General features: G+C 60.6%; 21 protein-coding genes. 17 read left to right on the top strand and 4 right to left on the bottom strand.

The annotated features are described in order from the left end of the window. The first annotated feature begins 172 nt into the window (after positions 1-172). The 8 genes from JKA62_RS01475 to JKA62_RS01440 all read left to right on the top strand — a co-directional run bounded on the left by JKA62_RS01475 (position 173) and on the right by JKA62_RS01440 (position 9,321). Positions 173-991, top strand: coding sequence for an SDR family oxidoreductase (locus tag JKA62_RS01475; RefSeq protein WP_011335425.1), 819 nt, complete (start codon positions 173-175; stop codon positions 989-991). A 144-nt stretch (positions 992-1,135) separates the two neighbouring features. After that, complete coding sequence (locus JKA62_RS01470) at positions 1,136-2,140, top strand: substrate-binding domain-containing protein (protein WP_197869173.1); 1,005 nt, start codon at positions 1,136-1,138, stop codon at positions 2,138-2,140. Positions 2,141-2,196: 56 nt separating this feature from the next. Beyond that, on the top strand, positions 2,197-3,741 hold the full coding sequence (gene araG, locus JKA62_RS01465) for an L-arabinose ABC transporter ATP-binding protein AraG (RefSeq protein WP_201815884.1): 1,545 nt from the start codon (positions 2,197-2,199) through the stop codon (positions 3,739-3,741). A gap of 12 nt (positions 3,742-3,753) precedes the next feature. Continuing rightward, positions 3,754-4,722 (top strand): L-arabinose ABC transporter permease AraH, encoded by a 969-nt coding sequence (gene araH / locus JKA62_RS01460; protein WP_011335422.1) that lies wholly within the window; start codon positions 3,754-3,756, stop codon positions 4,720-4,722. Between the two features lie 283 nt (positions 4,723-5,005). Continuing rightward, positions 5,006-5,719, top strand: a complete 714-nt coding sequence (locus JKA62_RS01455) for a GntR family transcriptional regulator (protein ID WP_011335421.1) — start codon at positions 5,006-5,008, stop codon at positions 5,717-5,719. Beyond that, a complete protein-coding gene (locus tag JKA62_RS01450; protein WP_201815882.1) occupies positions 5,716-6,714 on the top strand; it encodes an ADP-ribosylglycohydrolase family protein in 999 nt (332 codons plus the stop codon). Before JKA62_RS01455 ends, JKA62_RS01450 begins: the two co-directional genes overlap by 4 nt. Positions 6,715-6,932: 218 nt before the next feature. Continuing rightward, positions 6,933-8,399 (top strand): purine-cytosine permease family protein, encoded by a 1,467-nt coding sequence (locus JKA62_RS01445; RefSeq protein WP_201815879.1) that lies wholly within the window; start codon positions 6,933-6,935, stop codon positions 8,397-8,399. Then, positions 8,392-9,321 (top strand): PfkB family carbohydrate kinase, encoded by a 930-nt coding sequence (locus JKA62_RS01440; RefSeq protein ID WP_201815870.1) that lies wholly within the window; start codon positions 8,392-8,394, stop codon positions 9,319-9,321. The genes JKA62_RS01445 and JKA62_RS01440 overlap by 8 nt, the downstream gene beginning before the upstream one ends. A gap of 60 nt (positions 9,322-9,381) precedes the next feature. Here the strand turns inward: JKA62_RS01440 and JKA62_RS01435 are convergent, their stop codons facing one another. From JKA62_RS01435 to JKA62_RS01420, 4 genes are all read right to left on the bottom strand, one after another. Next, the gene (locus tag JKA62_RS01435; protein WP_201815868.1) at positions 9,382-9,762 is read right to left on the bottom strand and encodes a Rho termination factor N-terminal domain-containing protein; all 381 of its coding nucleotides are present in this window, start codon (positions 9,760-9,762) and stop codon (positions 9,382-9,384) included. A gap of 88 nt (positions 9,763-9,850) precedes the next feature. After that, positions 9,851-10,105 (bottom strand): hypothetical protein, encoded by a 255-nt coding sequence (locus JKA62_RS01430; RefSeq protein WP_011335416.1) that lies wholly within the window; start codon positions 10,103-10,105, stop codon positions 9,851-9,853. A 52-nt stretch (positions 10,106-10,157) separates the two neighbouring features. Further along, positions 10,158-10,502: a hypothetical protein gene (locus JKA62_RS01425; RefSeq protein ID WP_011335415.1), complete on the bottom strand. Its 345-nt coding sequence runs from the start codon at positions 10,500-10,502 to the stop codon at positions 10,158-10,160. Between the two features lie 82 nt (positions 10,503-10,584). Further along, complete coding sequence (locus JKA62_RS01420) at positions 10,585-11,253, bottom strand: HD domain-containing protein (RefSeq protein WP_011335414.1); 669 nt, start codon at positions 11,251-11,253, stop codon at positions 10,585-10,587. Positions 11,254-11,364: 111 nt separating this feature from the next. Here JKA62_RS01420 and JKA62_RS01415 point away from each other — a divergent pair, with 111 nt between their 5' ends. The 9 genes from JKA62_RS01415 (at position 11,365) to JKA62_RS01375 (ending at position 18,556) form a co-directional block, all read left to right on the top strand. Beyond that, positions 11,365-11,844, top strand: a complete 480-nt coding sequence (locus tag JKA62_RS01415; protein WP_041475599.1) for a GNAT family N-acetyltransferase — start codon at positions 11,365-11,367, stop codon at positions 11,842-11,844. A gap of 328 nt (positions 11,845-12,172) precedes the next feature. Continuing rightward, complete coding sequence (locus JKA62_RS28865) at positions 12,173-12,427, top strand: hypothetical protein (protein ID WP_011335412.1); 255 nt, start codon at positions 12,173-12,175, stop codon at positions 12,425-12,427. After that, a complete protein-coding gene (locus JKA62_RS01405; protein WP_011335411.1) occupies positions 12,424-12,918 on the top strand; it encodes a PAAR domain-containing protein in 495 nt (164 codons plus the stop codon). The genes JKA62_RS28865 and JKA62_RS01405 overlap by 4 nt, the downstream gene beginning before the upstream one ends. Before the next feature lie 6 nt (positions 12,919-12,924). After that, on the top strand, positions 12,925-13,665 hold the full coding sequence (locus JKA62_RS01400; protein WP_201815866.1) for an alpha/beta fold hydrolase: 741 nt from the start codon (positions 12,925-12,927) through the stop codon (positions 13,663-13,665). Further along, positions 13,658-14,152, top strand: a complete 495-nt coding sequence (locus tag JKA62_RS01395; RefSeq protein WP_201815864.1) for a hypothetical protein — start codon at positions 13,658-13,660, stop codon at positions 14,150-14,152. Before JKA62_RS01400 ends, JKA62_RS01395 begins: the two co-directional genes overlap by 8 nt. Positions 14,153-14,321: 169 nt before the next feature. Then, complete coding sequence (locus tag JKA62_RS01390) at positions 14,322-15,311, top strand: 2-dehydro-3-deoxygalactonokinase (RefSeq protein WP_201815862.1); 990 nt, start codon at positions 14,322-14,324, stop codon at positions 15,309-15,311. Between the two features lie 19 nt (positions 15,312-15,330). Then, positions 15,331-15,951, top strand: a complete 621-nt coding sequence (locus JKA62_RS01385) for a 2-dehydro-3-deoxy-6-phosphogalactonate aldolase (RefSeq protein ID WP_011335407.1) — start codon at positions 15,331-15,333, stop codon at positions 15,949-15,951. 48 nt (positions 15,952-15,999) lie between these two features. Continuing rightward, on the top strand, positions 16,000-17,148 hold the full coding sequence (gene dgoD / locus JKA62_RS01380; RefSeq protein WP_007950849.1) for a galactonate dehydratase: 1,149 nt from the start codon (positions 16,000-16,002) through the stop codon (positions 17,146-17,148). A 97-nt stretch (positions 17,149-17,245) separates the two neighbouring features. Then, on the top strand, positions 17,246-18,556 hold the full coding sequence (locus tag JKA62_RS01375; RefSeq protein WP_011335406.1) for an MFS transporter: 1,311 nt from the start codon (positions 17,246-17,248) through the stop codon (positions 18,554-18,556). The last annotated feature ends 6 nt before the right edge of the window (positions 18,557-18,562 follow it).

Raw genomic sequence — 18,562 nt, 5'->3', positions numbered from 1 at the left:
CAAAACAGGTGAAGTGATGCAGCGAATTTTCATCGCACTCCACAGCGGAGTCAGCGCTTCGGGCCGTTTCGGTACCGCGGCGTGCGCGCGCCTGTTTTGTTCCACAAGCCTTCCAGACCGGACATCGTCAGATGCCCGGTTTTTTTATGCTTTCGAACAGGAGTCCTGATTCATGGCTGAACCTCTGTCCCTGCCACCGGTGCCCGAGCCACCAAAAGGCGAGCGTCTGAAAAACAAGGTTGTGTTGCTGACCGGCGCCGCCCAAGGCATCGGCGAAGCAATCGTCGCGACCTTCGCCTCGCAGCAGGCCAAACTGGTGATCAGCGATATCCAGGCCGAAAAGGTCGAGAAAGTCGCCGCCCACTGGCGCGAGCAGGGCGCCGATGTACAAGCGATCAAGGCCGATGTATCGCGTCAGCAGGATCTGCATGCCATGGCCAAACTGGCCATCGAGCTGCACGGTCGCATCGACGTGCTGGTCAACTGCGCCGGTGTCAACGTGTTCCGCGATCCGCTGGAAATGACCGAAGAAGACTGGAAACGCTGCTTCGCCATCGACCTCGACGGCGCCTGGTATGGCTGCAAGGCCGTGCTGCCGCAGATGATCGAGCAGGGCATCGGCAGCATCATCAACATTGCGTCGACTCATTCCACCAACATCATTCCCGGCTGCTTTCCGTACCCGGTGGCCAAGCACGGCTTGCTCGGGTTGACCCGCGCGCTGGGCATCGAGTACGCGCCGAAAGGCATTCGCGTCAACGCCATCGCCCCGGGCTACATCGAAACCCAGCTCAACGTCGATTACTGGAACGGCTTCGCCGACCCACACGCCGAACGTCAGCGCGCCTTCGATCTGCACCCACCGAAACGCATCGGCCAACCGATCGAAGTGGCAATGACTGCTGTATTCCTGGCCAGCGATGAAGCGCCGTTCATCAATGCCTCGTGCATCACCATCGATGGCGGTCGCTCGGTCATGTACCACGACTGACAAAAGCGGGTTCCAGGTGGAAAGGTCCGCCTGAAATCCAATCATCATACGATATGACTATTGTCGTCATGATTCGCAGGAAACGCTTTGACCGCTTTAACGTTTTTCAAATAACGCTCAAGAAAAATAACAAGGAGTCTGCTTATGAAACGTCGTTTCGGGATTCGTACCCTGTGCAGTACCGCGCTGGCGGTCACTGCGTTCAGCCTGAGCAGTGCCCTGCTGGCCGCCGATCCGGTGAAGATCGGGTTTCTGGTCAAGCAGGCCGAAGAGCCGTGGTTCCAGACTGAATGGGCCTTCGCCGAGAAAGCTGCCAAAGACAAAGGCTTCGAGCTGATCAAGATCGCCGTGCCGGACGGCGAGAAAACCCTCTCCGCTATCGACAGCCTTGCGGCCAACGGCGCCAAGGGCTTCGTCATCTGCCCGCCGGACGTGTCGCTCGGCCCGGCGATCATGGCCAAGGCCAAGCTCAACGACCTGAAAGTGATCGCCGTCGACGACCGTTTCGTAGATGCCAACGGCAAGTTCATGGAAGACGTACCGTACCTCGGCATGGCCGCCTTCGAAGTCGGCCAGAAGCAGGGCGCCGCCATGGCTGCCGAGGCGAAAAAGCGTAACTGGGACTGGAAAGACACCTACGCGGTGGTCAACACCTACAACGAACTCGACACCGGCAAGAAGCGCACCGACGGCTCGATGAAGGCCCTCGAAGACGCGGGCATGCCGAAAGATCACATTCTGACCGCCGCCCTGAAAACCCTCGACGTACCAGGCAGCATGGACGCCACCAACTCGGCGCTGGTCAAGCTGCCGAGTGCGGCGAAGAACCTGATCATCGGCGGCATGAACGACAACACTGTGCTCGGCGGCGTGCGCGCCACTGAAGCCGCCGGTTTTGCCGCGGCCAACGTGATCGGCATCGGCATCAACGGCACCGACGCCATCGGCGAGCTGAAAAAGCCCAACAGCGGCTTCTACGGTTCGATGCTGCCGAGCCCGCACATTGAAGGCTACAAGACCGCCGAGATGATGTACGAGTGGGTCACCACCGGCAAAGAACCGCCGAAGTACACCGCAATGGACGACGTCACCCTGATCACCCGCGACAACTTCAAGCAGGAGCTGGAGAAGATCGGTCTGTGGAACTGACGGCAGCGGCGGCCCGGCCAGCCGGGCCGCTTGAACGGTGTGATGAGGTGGCTTAAATGCACGCGCAAGTACAGACACAAGAACACAGCGCCAGCGGCAGCCTGCGTTTCAACGGGATCGGCAAGACCTTCCCGGGCGTGAAGGCGCTGGACGGCATCAGTTTCGTCGCGCATCCCGGGCAGGTTCACGCCTTGATGGGCGAGAACGGCGCCGGCAAATCGACCCTGCTGAAGATCCTCGGCGGTGCCTACATCCCGAGCAGCGGCGAGCTGCAGATCGGCGAGCGGACGATGGCCTTCAAGTCCACTGCCGACAGCATCGGCAGCGGCGTGGCGGTGATTCACCAGGAACTGCATCTGGTGCCGGAAATGACTGTGGCCGAGAACCTGTTTCTCGGTCACCTGCCGGCCAGTTTCGGCCTGATCAATCGCGGCGGGCTGCGCCAGCAAGCCTTGGCTTGCCTCAAAGGCCTGGCCGATGAAATCGACCCGCAGACCAAGGTCGGACGCCTGTCCCTCGGTCAGCGGCAACTGGTGGAAATCGCCAAGGCGCTGTCCCGTGGCGCGCATGTGATTGCCTTCGACGAACCGACCAGCAGCCTCTCGGCGCGGGAAATCGACCGGTTGATGGCGATCATCGGCCGGCTGCGCGACGAGGGCAAAGTGGTGCTCTACGTCTCCCATCGCATGGAAGAAGTGTTCCGCATCTGCGACGCGGTGACGGTGTTCAAGGACGGTCGCTACGTGCGCACCTTCGACGACATGAGCCAGTTGACCCACGATCAACTGGTGACCTGCATGGTCGGGCGCGACATTCAGGACATCTACGATTATCGCGGTCGCCCGCGCGGTGCCGTGGCGCTGAGAGTCGATGGCTTGCTTGGCCCGGGCCTGCGCGAGCCGATCAGTTTCGATGCCCACAAGGGCGAGATTCTGGGTTTGTTTGGGCTGGTCGGGGCCGGGCGCACCGAGCTGTTCCGGCTGCTCAGCGGTCTGGAGCGCAACACCGCCGGACGCCTGGAATTGCGTGGCCATGAACTGAAATTGCGTTCGCCCCGCGATGCGATTGCCGCCGGGATTCTGCTGTGCCCGGAGGATCGCAAGAAGGAAGGCATCATTCCGCTTGCCAGTGTCGCCGAGAACATCAACATCAGTGCGCGCGGTGCGCATTCCGGGCTCGGCTGCCTGCTGCGCGGGATTTGGGAAAAGGGCAACGCCGAGAAACAGATCAAGGCTCTGAAAGTGAAGACGCCCCACGCCGGGCAACAGATCAAGTTCCTGTCCGGCGGCAATCAGCAGAAGGCAATTCTCGGTCGCTGGCTGTCGATGCCAATGAAAGTCCTGCTGCTCGACGAACCGACACGGGGCATCGACATCGGTGCCAAGGCCGAGATCTACCAGATCATCCATAACCTGGCCGCCGACGGTATTTCGGTAATCGTGGTGTCCAGCGATCTGATGGAAGTGATGGGTATTTCCGACCGCATTCTGGTGCTGTGCGAGGGCGCCTTGCGTGGCGAAGTCAGCCGCGACCAGGCCAACGAATCCAACCTGCTGCAACTGGCTTTGCCGCGCCACCGCGCTGACGGCGTGGCGAACTGAGAGGTGACTATGATGACAACCCAAAACGAAACCCTGCCGACCGAGCGCAAACCTCTGGATATGCGGCGCTTCCTCGACGACTGGGTGATGCTGCTGGCGGCGGTGGGCATTTTTGTCGCCTGCACCTTGCTGATCGACAACTTCCTCTCGCCGCTGAACATGCGTGGCCTGGGCCTGGCGATCTCCACTACCGGGATCGCCGCGTGCACCATGTTGTACTGCCTGGCGTCGGGGCATTTCGACTTGTCGGTGGGTTCGGTAATCGCCTGCGCCGGGGTGGTCGCGGCGGTGGTGATGCGCGACACCAACAGCGTGTTTCTCGGCGTCAGCGCCGCGCTGGTGATGGGCCTGATCGTCGGCCTGATCAACGGCATCGTGATCGCCAAGTTGCGGGTCAACGCGTTGATCACGACGCTGGCGACCATGCAGATCGTCCGTGGCCTGGCTTACATCTTTGCCAACGGCAAAGCGGTGGGCGTATCGCAGGAATCGTTCTTCGTGTTCGGCAACGGTCAGTTGTTCGGTGTGCCGGTGCCGATCCTGATCACTATCGTCTGCTTCCTGTTTTTCGGTTGGCTGCTGAACTACACGACCTACGGGCGCAACACCATGGCCATCGGCGGCAACCAGGAAGCGGCGCTGCTGGCGGGGGTCAATGTTGATCGCACGAAGATCATCATCTTCGCTGTGCATGGAGTGATCGGTGCGCTGGCGGGGGTGATTCTGGCTTCGCGGATGACTTCGGGGCAGCCGATGATCGGCCAGGGTTTTGAGCTGACGGTGATTTCGGCTTGCGTGCTGGGCGGGGTGTCGCTGAGTGGCGGGATCGGGATGATCCGGCATGTGATTGCCGGGGTCTTGATTCTGGCGATTATCGAGAATGCGATGAACCTGAAGAATATCGACACGTTTTATCAGTATGTGATTCGTGGGTCGATTCTGCTGTTGGCTGTTGTCATTGACCGTCTGAAACAGCGCTGAGATCAAGAGCTCCCTCACCCCCCGCCCTCTCCCGGAGGGAGAGGGAGCTGACCGAGGTGTCTTGCGCTCTACATTGACCTGAAGAATTCAGTCGATTATGGATTCAGCGAGCGGGCTCAGGTCGGCGTATCTCCCAAATATCCCCCATTCAGTTCCCTCTCCCTCCGGGAGAGGGCTAGGCGGGCGGCGTTCCGATGAGGGCGCTCTTGATCTTCCCGCCTTCCGTCACCCCACCCAAAATTTCCCTTGCCCGTCTCAACCCGTTTCGGTTATCACTTTGTACATGATTAGACAGGTACGATTTGACAAGAAACAACGGGTGGTCGACGAGCTCGTCCGACGCATCGAAAGCGGCCTCATGGAGGACGGCTTTCTGTTGCCCGGCGAGCATCAGTTGGCTCAGGAGTTCAACGTCAGCCGAGGCACGTTGCGCGAAGCGCTGGCCGAACTGAAGCGGCGCAATTACATCGCCACGCAAAGCGGGGTCGGTTCGATCGTCACGTTTGACGGGGTGGTACTCGACCAGCGCAGCGGCTGGGCCCAGGCCTTGGCCGACAGCGGGGCGCTGATCAATACCGACGTGTTGCGCCTGGAAGCCGTGACCCGCGAGGATCTGTTGCCGCGTTTCGGCTCCGATCAATTCATTCTTCTCGAACGTCGCCGCCGTTCCAACGATGGCACGGCGGTGTCCCTTGAACGCTCTCTGATGCCCGCCAGCGGAGGCCTGGAAAGCCTGCCGCGAGTGGGCCTGATCGATAACTCGCTGACCATCACCCTGGCCGCCTACGGCTACATCGGCGAGCGCGGCGATCAGTGGATCGGTGCCGAACCGCTCAACGCCGTGGATGCCAAACTGCTCGGCCGTCCCGAAGGCACGGTATTCCTCAAGGCGCTGCGCACCACGTATGACCGGCAAAACCGTTTCATGGAACAGGTCGAAAGCCTGCTCGACCCGGTGCATTTCCGGCTGCACCTGCAATTTGGAGAATCGAAATGACCGCCCTTGACCGTGCCCTGGGCGCGTTTTACGGCCTGGCCCTCGGCGACGCGTTGGGCATGCCGACCCAATCCCTGAACCGCGAAACCATCAAGCAGCGCTTCGGCCAGATTACCGAACTGCAGGACGCCGGCCCCTTGCAGCCGATTGCCGCGAACATGCCCAAGGGCTCGATTACCGATGACACCGAACAGGCGATTCTGGTCGGCGAGTTGCTGGTTGAAGGCAAGGGCCGGATCGAACCGGCGGTGCTCGCGCAACGGCTGATCGAATGGGAAGCCGAGATGCAGGCCAAGGGCTCGCAGGACTTGCTCGGTCCGTCGACCAAACGTGCGATCGAAATGATCCTCGCCGGCCACTCGCCGGAAGAGGCCGGACGTTACGGCACCACCAACGGCGCAGCGATGCGCATCACCCCGGTGGGGATCGCGGCGGATGTCGCCGACTCCGAACGCTTTATCGCGGCGGTGGTGCAGGCCTGTCAGGTCACTCACAACACTACGCTGGGGATTTCCAGCGCAGCGGCGGTGGCGGCGGTGGTTTCGGCCGGCATCAACGGTCTGGATCTGGGTGAGGCGCTGAACCTCGGCCAACAGATCGCCCAGCAAGCGGAGTCTCACGGGCACTGGGTGGCCGGCGGGCGTATCGCGTCGCGGATCAGTTGGGCGCGCAGCATCAGTGTCGAAAGCGACCCGGTGTTGCTCGCGGATCTGCTGTACGACGTGATCGGCACCTCGGTGGCGTCGCAGGAATCGGTCGTAGTGTCGTTCGCCCTCGCGCAGCAGGTCGCGGTCGGTGAAATGACGCCGTTCGATGCGCTGTGCATGGCCGCGAGCCTGGGTGGCGACACCGACACCATCGCCGCGATTCTCGGCGCGATGCTCGGGGCCTGCCTGGGCTTGCAGAGCTGGCCGGCGCCGATGATCGAGACGGTGAAGGCCGTCAATGGTCTGGAGCTGGAACCGTTGGTGACAGGGCTGTTGGCCTTGCGCTGATTGAACTGACGCCATCGTCGGATCGCCGCCCGGAGCAAGTTTGCTCCCACAGGGGTAACGCCGTACTTGTGGGAGCGAGCCTGCTCGCGATGGCCGCGCCGCAAATCCTGAATACTCACCCGCAATGGATCGCGCAGACAGGCCCAGGAAGGGGCGGGATGTCTTGTCGTTCTGCGTCATTGCCACAACCACAATAAAGGCAAACAGGAGCATTTTTCATGAGTTCATCGAACACCGGGCAAAGCGCCGGGCAACTGGAAACCCGGGGCATCGAACCGGTGCCGGAAGGCGAGTGCAACGGCCATCCGCTGCAACTGTTCTGGGTCTGGTTCGCTGCCAACATTTCCATCCTCGGCCTGCCGCTGGGCGCCACGCTGGTTGCGTTTCGCGGCCTGGCGATCTGGCAGGCAATCATCGTCGCGATCCTCGGCGCTGCCGGTTCGTTCGCGGTGGTGGGGATCATCTCGATCGCCGGCCGTCGCGGTCGTGCGCCGAGCCTGACGCTGTCGCGGGCGATCTTCGGTGTGCGCGGCAATATCGGCCCGACGCTGGTGTCGCTGATGTCGCGCCTGGGCTGGGAAACCGTCAACACCACCACGGCGGCGTTCGTGCTGCTGTCGTTGTGCTCGATCCTGTTCGGCTCGCCGGTGGAAGCCAAAAGCGCGCCGGTGCTGACCCTGATTTTCATCGCGATTTTCGTGCTGCTGACCCTGTCGGTGTCCGGCCTCGGCCACGCCACCTTGCTGGTGATCCAGAAGTGGGCGACCTACGTGTTCGGCGCCCTGAACATTCTGGTCGGCGGCTTCCTCTGCGCGACCATCGACTGGAGCGCGGTGTTCAACGCCACGCCGGCACCAATGAGCGCGATGATCATCGGTATCGGCACCATGGCCGCCGGCACTGGGATTGGCTGGGCGAATGCCGGTGCCGACATGTCGCGCTATCAGCATCGCAGCGTCAAAGCCGTGCGCCTGGTCGCTTCGGCGGCGTTCGGCGCGGGGATTCCGCTGGTGTTGCTGATCACCCTCGGCGGCCTGCTGTCGGTGGGCAACAACGATCTGGCGTCGGCGACTGATCCGATCGTGGCGATCCGCGACATGCTGCCAACGTGGATGGCCGTGCCATACCTGATCACCGCATTCGGTGGTCTGCTGCTGTCGAACAACCTGTCGGTGTACTCCGCCGGTCTGACCACGCTGACCCTTGGCCTGAAGGTCAAGCGCGTGTACGCGGTAGTGGTCGACATCGTTGCGATATTCGCCGGTTCGATCTACTTCATGCTGATCGCCGACAGCTTCTACGGCCCGTTCATTACCTTCATTTCCCTGCTGGCGGTGCCGATCACCGCGTGGGTCGGGATCTTCGTGGTCGACCTGATTCACCGTCACTACTACAGCCCGAAAGACCTGCTCGACGTCAGCCCGAGCAGCGCCTACTGGTACAGCGGTGGCATCGAATGGCGCGCATTCGGCGCGTGGGCGATCGCCATCGTGCTGGGCTTCAGTTTCACCACCATCGGCACCACGGCTGAAAATGTCTGGTTCAAGGGCTTCCTGTCCGACTCGTGGCTGGGCCACAACGGCCTCGGCTGGATCGTGACGTTTGTGGTCGCCGGCGGCATTTACTTCGTACTCGGCGGGGCAAGAGATCGCCGCGCTGCGCAATCCGAGAATGCTCATGCCTAAGATGTTGCACACCGGCCAGGTCATCATCGACCTGGTCATGGCCGTGGATGCGCTTCCGCAAATCGGCGGTGACGTGCTGGCGCAGTCCGCCAGTTTCGAAGCCGGCGGCGGCTTCAATGTGATGGCTGCCGCCGCGCGCAATGGCTTGCCGGTGGTCTATCTCGGCCGCCACGGCAACGGTCGGTTCGGCGATCTGGCGCGGCAGGCGATGAACGCCGAAGGCATCCGCATCGGCATCGAACAACCTGCAGAACGTGACACCGGGATCTGCGTGGCGCTGACCGATGCGTCGGCCGAGCGCAGTTTCATTTCCTACATCGGCGCCGAAGGCGAGGTCACGACGGCGGAGCTGAACAGCGTCACCGCCGAGGAGGGGGACTACGTCTACGTCAGCGGCTACAGCCTGCTGCACAGCGGCAAGGCCCAGGCGTTGCTGGACTGGACGCTGGCGCTGCCGAGGACGATCAACGTGGTGTTCGATCCGGGCCCGCTGGTGGAATCGCCGGACTCACCGATGATGCAGGCGTTGCTGCCGCGCATTGATGTGTGGACCAGCAACAGCGTCGAGGCACTGCGCTTCACTGGCGCGGCGGATATCGAAACCGCGCTGGACCGGTTGACCATGCACCTGCCACTTGAGGTGCTGATGGTCGTGCGCGACGGCCCGCAGGGTTGCTGGATTCATCAGTGCGGTGAACGTCAGCATGTGCCGGGTTTCAAGGTGCAGGCAGTGGACAGCAACGGCGCGGGCGATGCGCATGCCGGCGTATTCGTCGCCGGGCTGGCACAAGGACTGGCCGCTCACGAAGCCGCAAGGCGCGCCAACGCTGCGGCTGCGTTAGCGGTCACTCGCTGGGGCCCGGCGACCGCTCCTGGCACTGCGGAGGTTGATGTGCTGATCAGCAAAAAATGCACTGACTGAACGATCGCAATCGCTGGCTTGCCAGCGATAAGGCCTTCATCCATTACATCCAGTCTGGACCTAGCCGGCTCTGCGCAACGCCGCAATCAACTCATCTTTACGCATCGACGAACGCCCGGGGATTTTCCGCTCCCGGGCCTCCTTGCGCAGGCTGTCGACCGTCTGCACTTCGCGTGAAGCCTTGCTGTCGCGCGAATGTCCATCACGACTCACAGCCGCGCGCCGCGCTGATTCCTTGCGATCCTCGGCCTTGGCGCTGGCCGGTTTCCGACGCCCGGAACCTCCGGCCTTCTCGCCGCCGCCGGACTGTTTGTTCACCGTCGCCCAGGCGCGGGCCTCGGCTTCGTCCTTGGACATCCCTTTGTTTTGATAACTGTCTTCGATGTGTTCGGCTTTGCGCTTCTGTTCTTCAGTGTATTTGGCTTTGCTTCCACGAGGCATGGCGAGTCTCCTGGTGGCTGGATGAATCTCGGTATGAACCGGCGCAGGCATTGCATTCGAACACTGCTTGCGCCAGTGACTGGAGGCGTCAGGTATCGAGTTTACGGGCCGCTTCCACACCCGCAGCGCTGAGCTTGATCGGCAGATTCAGCGAATGCTCTCCCGCTTCATTGCACGTGATGTGTCCGTGGTGAATCAGTCCACGCTCCTGCAGGGCGGCGAGGGCACTGGCCACGACTTTCTCGCCGCGATAATTGTCCAGCACCTCTTTGCCGAGGCCGCTCGGATGGGCATGCAACAGGCGGGTGAGGACTTCTTTTTCCAGGTTTTTATCGACGTTCATGGTTACCTCTTCAGGGAAGTGGATAAGACACGTTGCGTGGATGAAGCATGGATCACTGTCCTGCGCCTTCAGAACCCGAACCACCCGTGGTGGTTTTCGAGCCGACGCCGGGACCGGCGTTGTCGGGGGCGGCCGGAGCGTCGGGGGTGTTCATGCCGCCCTGGCGACCGGGATCGCTGCCCTGGGTGCGAGGATCGGTTCCCGTCGCGGGTGGCTGATTGATCAGCGGTACACCCGAACCGTCGGTATTCATACCGGGGGCACTGTTGATGGCGGGGGCTCTTGGCTGGGTAACCGGATCGGTCGGCCCGGTGCCGGCGGCGGTAGTCGAGGCGGCGAATACCGCCGGACTGAGGAGGGTTGCGAATACGAGCGCAGTCAACCTTGACGGGATCATAGGGGGTCTCCAGTGATTGAAATCCTTACCTCACGTTGGTCTGCCCTCGTGAAAGATTGGTGCCTGATGAGCGACGAACGGTTCAGAAGGGCTGAGCGCTTTCGAGGCCGATCTCTTCATTGAATTGCTCCATGAAGCCTTTCAGGCGTTGATGGCGGAGCTGTGCCAGACGTTGACCGGCAGCGGTGTGGAAACCGTCGGCAAGGTGCAGCAGTTTGATCTGGAAATGGTCGAGGCAGAATCGCTTGTCGTCGTAGTCCCTGTCCCGGGCCTCGGGATCGTGCGGGTCATACAGCGCGCTGCCCATCCGTCCGGCTGTGTAGAAGGTGCGGGCGACGCCGAGCATGCCGAGGGAATCGAGACGGTCGGCGTCCTGCATCAGTCGGGCTTCGAGGGTTAGCGGGGTGATGTTGGCGGAAAAGCTGTGGGCTTCGATGGCGTGGGTGACGGCATCTATTTTGGCCTCGGGCCAGTTCAGGTTTGTCAGCACCTTTGAAGCTTTTTCCGCTGCCAGACGCGATGCCTGTGAGCGCAGTGGCGAGTTCTTTTCCACCGCCACGCAATCGTGCAGCAGCACGGCCGCGAGCAGTACTTCAAGGTCGCCACCTTCCTCGATCTGCAAGGTGCGCGCGTTGTGCCAGACCCGTTGCAGGTGCGACAGATCGTGGGCGCCGTCCTCCGACGGTTCCAGCGCGTGGGGCAGCAGTTCGGCGGCGAGCTCCGTGAGAGGTGAAAAAACGAGATTGTTCATGGGAGTCCTTGCGAGTCATCGGCCGCGCTAGCCTAATCCGTGGATTGCCATGTGACGAGCGCCGCGCGCCGCCTTAGTATGGCGTTTTACTTTTTCCGACAAGGCCCGTCCATGACGATCGAGATCCGCCCGGCGACCCCCAGCGATGCACCGCAAATCCTCGCGTTCATCACCGAATTGGCAGACTTCGAAAAGGCCCGTCACGAAGTCATCGCCAGCGTCGCGGACATTGAACGCAGCCTGTTCAGCGAAGGCGCCACGGCACATGGCCTGATCTGCCTGCGCGACGGCTTGCCGATCGGTTTTGCGGTGTTCTTCTTCAGCTATTCGACCTGGCTGGGCAGCAACTGCCTGTACCTCGAAGACCTCTACATCACCCCGGAACAACGGGGCGGCGGCGCCGGAAAAACCCTGCTGCGCCACCTCGCAAAAATCGCCTGCGCCAACGACTGCGGCCGCTTCGAATGGAGCGTGCTGGACTGGAACACCCCGGCCATTGAATTCTACAAATCCCTCGGCGCCCAGCCGCAGGAAGAGTGGGTGAGGTATCGCATGGATGGCAAGGTATTGCGGGAGTTTGCCGAGGGCTGAATAAATAGTGGCAATCTGATTATTGATTCGATTGTCCAAACCGCTCTGGTCCGGCATTCTACGCGCCATTTTTGCGCGCTCACGGACGACACCTGCAATGCCTCTGGCACTCTTTCTCCACGCCCGTGGAGCCTTCGCTGCGTCAACGAGTGACCGGCGATGAGCGGACTACGGGCGTCGATCCGCCTGTACGGTCTGGTCAAAAAACTCGGTTCAAGCGACAACCCGAACCGCCAACTGGTGGACATCCTCTGCACCGTTAACCGCCTCGGTGGCAAAGCCATCCGTGCGTTTTTCTCGGGCCTCGATGCCGAGCTGATGACGCCTAGTGCAAACCACCTACGACCAGCATCGACTGACCGGCTACAACACCTTGCTCAACCAGCTCGACGACGCCACATCTACCGAGCTGAACTGGTTTGCCGATGAAACCTGGCAACAACTGCAAACCCTCACCCCGAACAGCCGCGAGCATTGTCACGCGCTTTTCGATTCCGTCGACAACCGCTGGCGTTTCGCCGCGACCGATGTCGACCTCTATCAGCCACACCTGGAACCTCTGAAGCAAGGAGCTTTGAATTGAGTGGTAAACCCGCTGCACGCGTCACCGACCCAACCGGCTGCCCACTGCCTGGTCATGGCAACAACCCGATCGTCTCCGGCTCGCCGGACGTGTTCTTCGACGGGCTCCCCGCCGCGCGCATGACCGATAAATCGGCGTGTGGCAGCCCGATAACCGGCGGTGTTTCCGCCACGGTCTTCATCAACGGCCTGAATGCCGCGATGCTCGACAGCACCGGCGGGCACGGCAATGTCGTGGTCGGTGGGTCGGGGACGGTGATTATTGGACAGAGCGGGGGAGGGGCGGCGTTTAGCGGGTTGTCGCCGATGCCGGTGCATTTCAATGATCGGATGCAGGTGATTAACGAAATTACTGGTGAGCCCATGCCAAATCACCCTTACGCGATTCAACGCGCTGATGGGAGCGTGGAGCACGGCGTAACCAATGACGCGGGGTTTACCCATACCGTGAGTTCGCATTTGCCTGAGTCGATCAAGCTGTTCGTGGAGTAGGAAGATATGACTACTGAAAATCCTGCTCTGAAAGGCTGTAAAAGACTGGTCGTGACCCACGACCTGACCTGCAAAACGGACGGAACAGTCAAGCAGGCCACGATCACTCCCAAAAAGATTGTTCTGTTTTTTGTGGGTGGTGCGGGTGATAAAGAAAGTTATTACGGCACAGGCCCCAATAATAACGTTGCTGACGTCATGAAGGTGTTCGTCAGGGATATGGAGGCTGAGGGTATTTGTTCTGGTAATTATGATATCCACCATGTTGGTTATAACTATTTTATTAGTGAAGATGATCTGAAAAAGAATGTGCTGGAGAAGATTGCTGATGTGACCACGCCTGTATATATCATTGGGCATAGCTTGGGCGGATGGAATGGTGCGCACCTGTCAGCTGTATTGACTGATAAGGGATATCGAATTCCGTGTCTGGTTACACTCGATCCGGTTGGCGAAGGAAAAATTGTGTGGGGAGTTTCTAACATCTACCGTCAGGAGCCGAAGCCGAAGGCGGAATATTGGGTTAACGTCAGAGCCGATGCCAAAGACTGGAATTTTTCCGATCTCGTAGCCGATTTTGGAGAGCAATGGGATATGAAAAATGGGCCCAATATGAACGGGCGAGTGAATGTGAATCACGCCGATGCCTGGGTTATCTTCACATCAGTCCTGCAAAGTGGCATCTCGGCCAGAGACGCTTTGATGCAGGTTGTTGTTACTCATTTTAAAGGACGGAAATGTGCGTAATATAATTTTATGTGTGGCTTTCTTGCTTTGCACTTCCTGTGCGATGAATCATGGTAAGCCCATTGCTCATTTACGATACGTTGGTGTTGAACGTTATTTGGATAGGAATATTTATCAGGTGCGTTTTACGTCTGATGTTGATGTTGTCAATCTTTTTAAATCAAAAATAAGCCAGACGCTGCTGTGTTCTTTTGAGGACGATTTTGATTTTTCGGCACCTCACTCTGCGGGTAGATACGGAGAGGGTTTTGTCGAGCCTGAAATTTCAAGTGCCGGGCCGGTTTACAGGGCGGATGTTTTATTTTTCAAAAGAAAAAACGATACCAGTGAAAAAATCATTGAAGGTGAGGCATTGAGGTCTTTATTAGTGGGCCGAGAGTCTATTGTCTGTAAGGTCAGAATTAATTCCTACTCCTATAAAATATATTTGTCGGAGGACATGAAAGTTCCAACGGCAGATCTGTTAAGAGAGATCGATAAGTTTTAAACGGGATGCGATCCGTCCGGACAGGCGGTGCTCGTTGCTCAATTCGCTGTCCGGGCTTTTAAGAAAGGCAAATCCCAAAATATGGGATGCAAAATTACATATTGAGATTTCCCGCCTGAGAGGTCTATAGTCCAGCTCACTCACTGCCAATAACAAAACAGGTGAAGCGATGCTGGCGCAATTGATCGCGCTCGATTGGGGGACGACCTCACTACGTGCTTACAAACTCGCAGCGGGCGGGCAGGTGCTGGCGCAGCGGTCGCTGTCGTTCGGGATCATGCAGTTGCCGAAGACGCCGCGGGTCATCAACGGTCGTGAATGCGCTGATGGTTTTGAACTGGCGTTCGACGAGGCGTGCGGCGACTGGCTCGACGCGCAACCCGACTTGCCGGTGATTGCCTGTGGCATGGTCGGCAGCGCCCAGGGCTGGCGCGAAGCGTCCTACCGCGATACGCCGGCCAACGTGGCCGATCTCGGAAAATCCCTGCAAACCGTTCACAGTCTTCGCGGTGTCGACGTGCATATCGTGCCGGGTGTGATTCAGCGTTCGGCGCTGCCGAACGTGATGCGCGGCGAGGAAACCCAGGTCCTCGGCGTCCTGCAGAATCTGCCGGTCGAGGCGGGCACTGATCTGTTGATCGGCCTGCCCGGCAGTCATTCGAAATGGGTGGAAGTGGCCGACGGCTGCATCACCCGTTTCGACACCTTCATGACCGGCGAAGTGTTCGCCGTGCTCAGCGAACACAGCATTCTCGGCCGTACCCAACAGCACAGCGCGACGTTCGACGCCGCCGCCTTCGATCGCGGCGTACAGGTGGCGTTGTCGGCAGAGGGCGAGATTGGCGTGCTGTCGACGCTGTTCAGCGCCCGCAGCCTGGGCCTGACCGGTGAACTCAGCGCCACTGCGCAACCGGATTATCTGTCCGGCCTGCTGATCGGCCACGAGCTGACGGCGCTGGCCGCCGTGCAACGGCGCCGGCGCAACAGCACAGATCTTCCTTCGATCATCCTCATCGGCAACGCACAGTTGTGCGCCCGCTACAGCCGTGCCCTCGACACCTGCGGTTTTGCCCGGGTGACCCTGGCCGAGCAAGCCACCGAGCGTGGACTGTGGCAACTGGCGCTCGCCGCCGGACTGATCGATTCCTCATCCCGTTAACCCTGACTGGAGGCCTGACATGCTCAAGCAAGCACTGGCGCAAAACGGTCTGATCGCGATTCTGCGCGGCCTGCATCCGCAGGAAGCCGCCGCTGTCGGAGAAGTCCTGTATGCGGCCGGATTTCGCGTCATCGAAGTACCGCTCAATTCCCCCTCGCCGTACGAAAGCATCCGTATTCTGCGTAAGGCCTTGCCCGCCGATTGTCTGATCGGTGCCGGCACGGTGCTGACCCCGGAACAGGTCGAATTGGTGAAGGAGGCCGGCGGCCAGGTGATCGTCATGCCCCACAGCGATGCCAAGGTGCTGCGGGCGGCGAAAGCGGCGGGGCTGTACCTGTCGCCGGGCGTTGCCACACCGACCGAAGCCTTTGCGGCACTGGAGGAGGGTGCTGACATTCTCAAGCTGTTCCCGGCCGAACAGATGGGCCCGGCGGTGGTGAAAGCCTGGCTGGCGGTGTTGCCCGTCGGGACGATCCTGGCGCCGGTCGGTGGCATCACGCCGGACAACATGCAGGCGTTCATCGACGCCGGCGTCAAAGGCTTTGGCCTCGGTTCCGGGCTGTTCAAGCCGGGCATGACGACTGAGCAAGTGGCGACCAATGCCAAGGCCTACGTGGCGGCCTGGAAAGCCCTTCGCTAAGACTTTTCCGGCGCTGCGTGCGCTGCATCTAACAAGAGAGACAAGCAGATGAAAATCACCAAACTCACCACCTTCATCGTCCCGCCGCGCTGGTGCTTCCTGAAAGTCGAAACCGACGAAGGCGTGACCGGTTGGGGCGAGCCCGTGGTCGAGGGCCGCGCCCACACGGTCGCTGCTGCGGTTGAGGAATTGTCCGACTACCTGATCGGCAAAGACCCACGCAATATCGAAGACATCTGGACCGTGCTGTATCGCGGTGGCTTCTACCGAGGCGGCGCGATCCACATGAGCGCGCTGGCCGGTATCGATCAGGCGCTGTGGGACATCAAGGGCAAGGCCCTCGGTGTATCGGTCAGCGATCTGCTCGGCGGTCAGGTGCGGGACAAGATCCGCGTGTATTCGTGGATCGGCGGCGACCGCCCGGCGGACACTGCGCGGGCCGCGAAAGAGGCGGTGGGCCGAGGTTTTACGGCGGTGAAAATGAACGGCACCGAGGAACTGCAATTCCTCGATACCTTCGAAAAGGTCGATCTGGCCCTGGCCAACGTTGCCGCCGTGCGCGATGCGGTCGGGCCGAACGTCGGCATCGGCGTCGACTTCCATGGCCGGGTGCACAAACCCATGGCCAAGGTGCTGATGAAGGAACTCGACCCGTACAAACTGATGTTCATCGAAGAGCCGGTGCTCAGCGAAAACTACGAAGCGCTGAAAGAACTGGCTCCGCTGACCAGCACCCCGATTGCCCTCGGTGAGCGGCTGTTTTCGCGCTGGGACTTTAAACGGGTGTTGAGCGAAGGTTACGTCGACATCATCCAGCCGGACGCGTCCCACGCCGGCGGCATCACCGAGACCCGCAAGATCGCCAACATGGCCGAAGCCTACGACGTGGCGCTGGCACTGCATTGCCCGCTGGGGCCGATTGCACTGGCGGCGTGTCTGCAACTGGACGCCGCTTGTTACAACGCGTTTATCCAGGAGCAGAGCCTGGGCATCCATTACAACGAGAGCAATGACTTGCTCGATTATGTGAAGGATCCGCGGGTGTTCGACTACGACAAGGGCTTCGTGAAAATCCCGAACGGCCCGGGCCTGGGGATCGAGATCAACGAGGAATACGTGATCGAACGCGCGGCGGTCGGTCATCGCTGGCGCAACCCGATCTGGCGGCATGCCGATGGCAGTTTTGCCGAGTGGTGAGTCGCTGACTCTCTGCCGCATCCAGTAAGTCAGATCTCCAGGGAGCGGAGATCTGCATAACCCTCGACCTCAATAAACATAAAAAGAGGCGCTCCCCATGCAACCGCAAACCCTCACCGGGCAAGCGACGTTAGTCACGCCCAGCCGCAAGCGATTTTTCATCATGGTGTTGCTGTTCATCACCGTGGTCATCAACTACCTCGACCGCAGCAACCTGTCGATTGCCGCCCCGGCTCTGACGACGGATCTGGGCATCGACCCGGTGCACGTCGGGCTGATCTTCTCGGCGTTCGGCTGGACCTACGCCGCCATGCAGATCCCCGGCGGCTGGCTGGTGGACCGGGTGCCGCCGCGCATCCTTTATAGCGTCGCACTGTTGCTGTGGTCGCTGGCTACGGTGATGCTCGGGTTCGCCGCCAGTTTCATCGCGCTGTTCGTGCTGCGCATGGCGGTCGGTGCGCTGGAAGCGCCGGCGTATCCGATCAACAGCCGCGTGGTGACGACCTGGTTCCCCGAGCGTGAGCGGGCCACGGCCATCGGTTTCTACACCTCCGGGCAGTTTGTCGGGCTGGCGTTTCTGACCCCGGTGCTGGCGTGGCTGCAGCATGAATTTGGCTGGCACATGGTGTTTGTCGTGACCGGCGCGGTAGGCATCATCTGGGCGGCGATCTGGTACGCGGTGTATCGCGAGCCGCGTGATTTCAAAGGCGCCAACCAAGGCGAAATCGACCTGATCCGCGAGGGCGGCGGGTTGGTGGACATCGCCGCCGAAACCGCCAAGGTGAAGGCGAAATTCAGCTGGACCGATCTCGGCATCGTCCTCAGTAAACGCAAGTTGTGGGGGATCTACCTCGGCCAGTTCTGCCTCAACTCGACGCTGTGGTTTTTCCTGACGTGGTTCCCGACCTACCTGGTGAAGTATCGCGGCATGGACTTCATCAAGTCCGGTCTGCTGGCGTCGCTGCCGTTTCTCGCCGCGTTCATCGGCGTGCTGTGCTCCGGGTTCTTTTCCGACTTCCTGATCCGTCGCGGCTGCACCGTCGGGTTTGCGCGCAAGCTGCCGATCATTGGCGGGCTGCTGATTTCCACCTCGATCATTGGTGCCAACTTCGTCGAGTCGACGCCGTTGGTGATTGCCTTCCTGGCCTTGGCGTTTTTCGGCAACGGGTTGGCGTCGATCACCTGGTCGCTGGTCTCGACACTGGCGCCGGCGCGGTTGCTGGGCTTGACCGGTGGGGTGTTCAACTTCATCGGCAACCTGTCGGCGATTGCCACGCCGATTGTCATCGGCTTCCTCGCCAGCGGCGATTCGTTCGCTCCGGCGATCACCTACATCGCGGTTCTGGCATTGATCGGTGCTTTGTCCTACGTGCTGCTGGTGGGCAAGGTCGAGCGCATCGAGTTGTAGTCGGCT

Source organism: Pseudomonas sp. B7, from assembly GCF_016735645.1.
Taxonomy (GTDB): Bacteria; Pseudomonadota; Gammaproteobacteria; order Pseudomonadales; family Pseudomonadaceae; genus Aquipseudomonas; species Aquipseudomonas glycinae.
Note: the sequence above shows the minus strand (reverse complement) of the source record. Positions and strands in the feature narration are given on the sequence as shown.

Coding starts and splice junctions, on each gene's coding strand:
- JKA62_RS01385 (WP_011335407.1), top strand. CDS start 15,331: ATGCTCAAGCAAGCACTGGCGCAAAACGGTCTGATCGCGATTCTGCGC.
- JKA62_RS01440 (WP_201815870.1), top strand. CDS start 8,392: ATGCCTAAGATGTTGCACACCGGCCAGGTCATCATCGACCTGGTCATG.
- araG (WP_201815884.1), top strand. CDS start 2,197: ATGCACGCGCAAGTACAGACACAAGAACACAGCGCCAGCGGCAGCCTG.
- araH (WP_011335422.1), top strand. CDS start 3,754: ATGACAACCCAAAACGAAACCCTGCCGACCGAGCGCAAACCTCTGGAT.
- JKA62_RS01435 (WP_201815868.1), bottom strand. CDS start 9,762: ATGCCTCGTGGAAGCAAAGCCAAATACACTGAAGAACAGAAGCGCAAA.
- JKA62_RS01430 (WP_011335416.1), bottom strand. CDS start 10,105: ATGAACGTCGATAAAAACCTGGAAAAAGAAGTCCTCACCCGCCTGTTG.
- JKA62_RS01470 (WP_197869173.1), top strand. CDS start 1,136: ATGAAACGTCGTTTCGGGATTCGTACCCTGTGCAGTACCGCGCTGGCG.
- JKA62_RS01425 (WP_011335415.1), bottom strand. CDS start 10,502: ATGATCCCGTCAAGGTTGACTGCGCTCGTATTCGCAACCCTCCTCAGT.
- JKA62_RS01445 (WP_201815879.1), top strand. CDS start 6,933: ATGAGTTCATCGAACACCGGGCAAAGCGCCGGGCAACTGGAAACCCGG.
- JKA62_RS01450 (WP_201815882.1), top strand. CDS start 5,716: ATGACCGCCCTTGACCGTGCCCTGGGCGCGTTTTACGGCCTGGCCCTC.
- JKA62_RS01390 (WP_201815862.1), top strand. CDS start 14,322: ATGCTGGCGCAATTGATCGCGCTCGATTGGGGGACGACCTCACTACGT.
- JKA62_RS01475 (WP_011335425.1), top strand. CDS start 173: ATGGCTGAACCTCTGTCCCTGCCACCGGTGCCCGAGCCACCAAAAGGC.
- JKA62_RS01375 (WP_011335406.1), top strand. CDS start 17,246: ATGCAACCGCAAACCCTCACCGGGCAAGCGACGTTAGTCACGCCCAGC.
- JKA62_RS01400 (WP_201815866.1), top strand. CDS start 12,925: ATGACTACTGAAAATCCTGCTCTGAAAGGCTGTAAAAGACTGGTCGTG.
- JKA62_RS01455 (WP_011335421.1), top strand. CDS start 5,006: ATGATTAGACAGGTACGATTTGACAAGAAACAACGGGTGGTCGACGAG.
- JKA62_RS01415 (WP_041475599.1), top strand. CDS start 11,365: ATGACGATCGAGATCCGCCCGGCGACCCCCAGCGATGCACCGCAAATC.
- JKA62_RS01420 (WP_011335414.1), bottom strand. CDS start 11,253: ATGAACAATCTCGTTTTTTCACCTCTCACGGAGCTCGCCGCCGAACTG.
- dgoD (WP_007950849.1), top strand. CDS start 16,000: ATGAAAATCACCAAACTCACCACCTTCATCGTCCCGCCGCGCTGGTGC.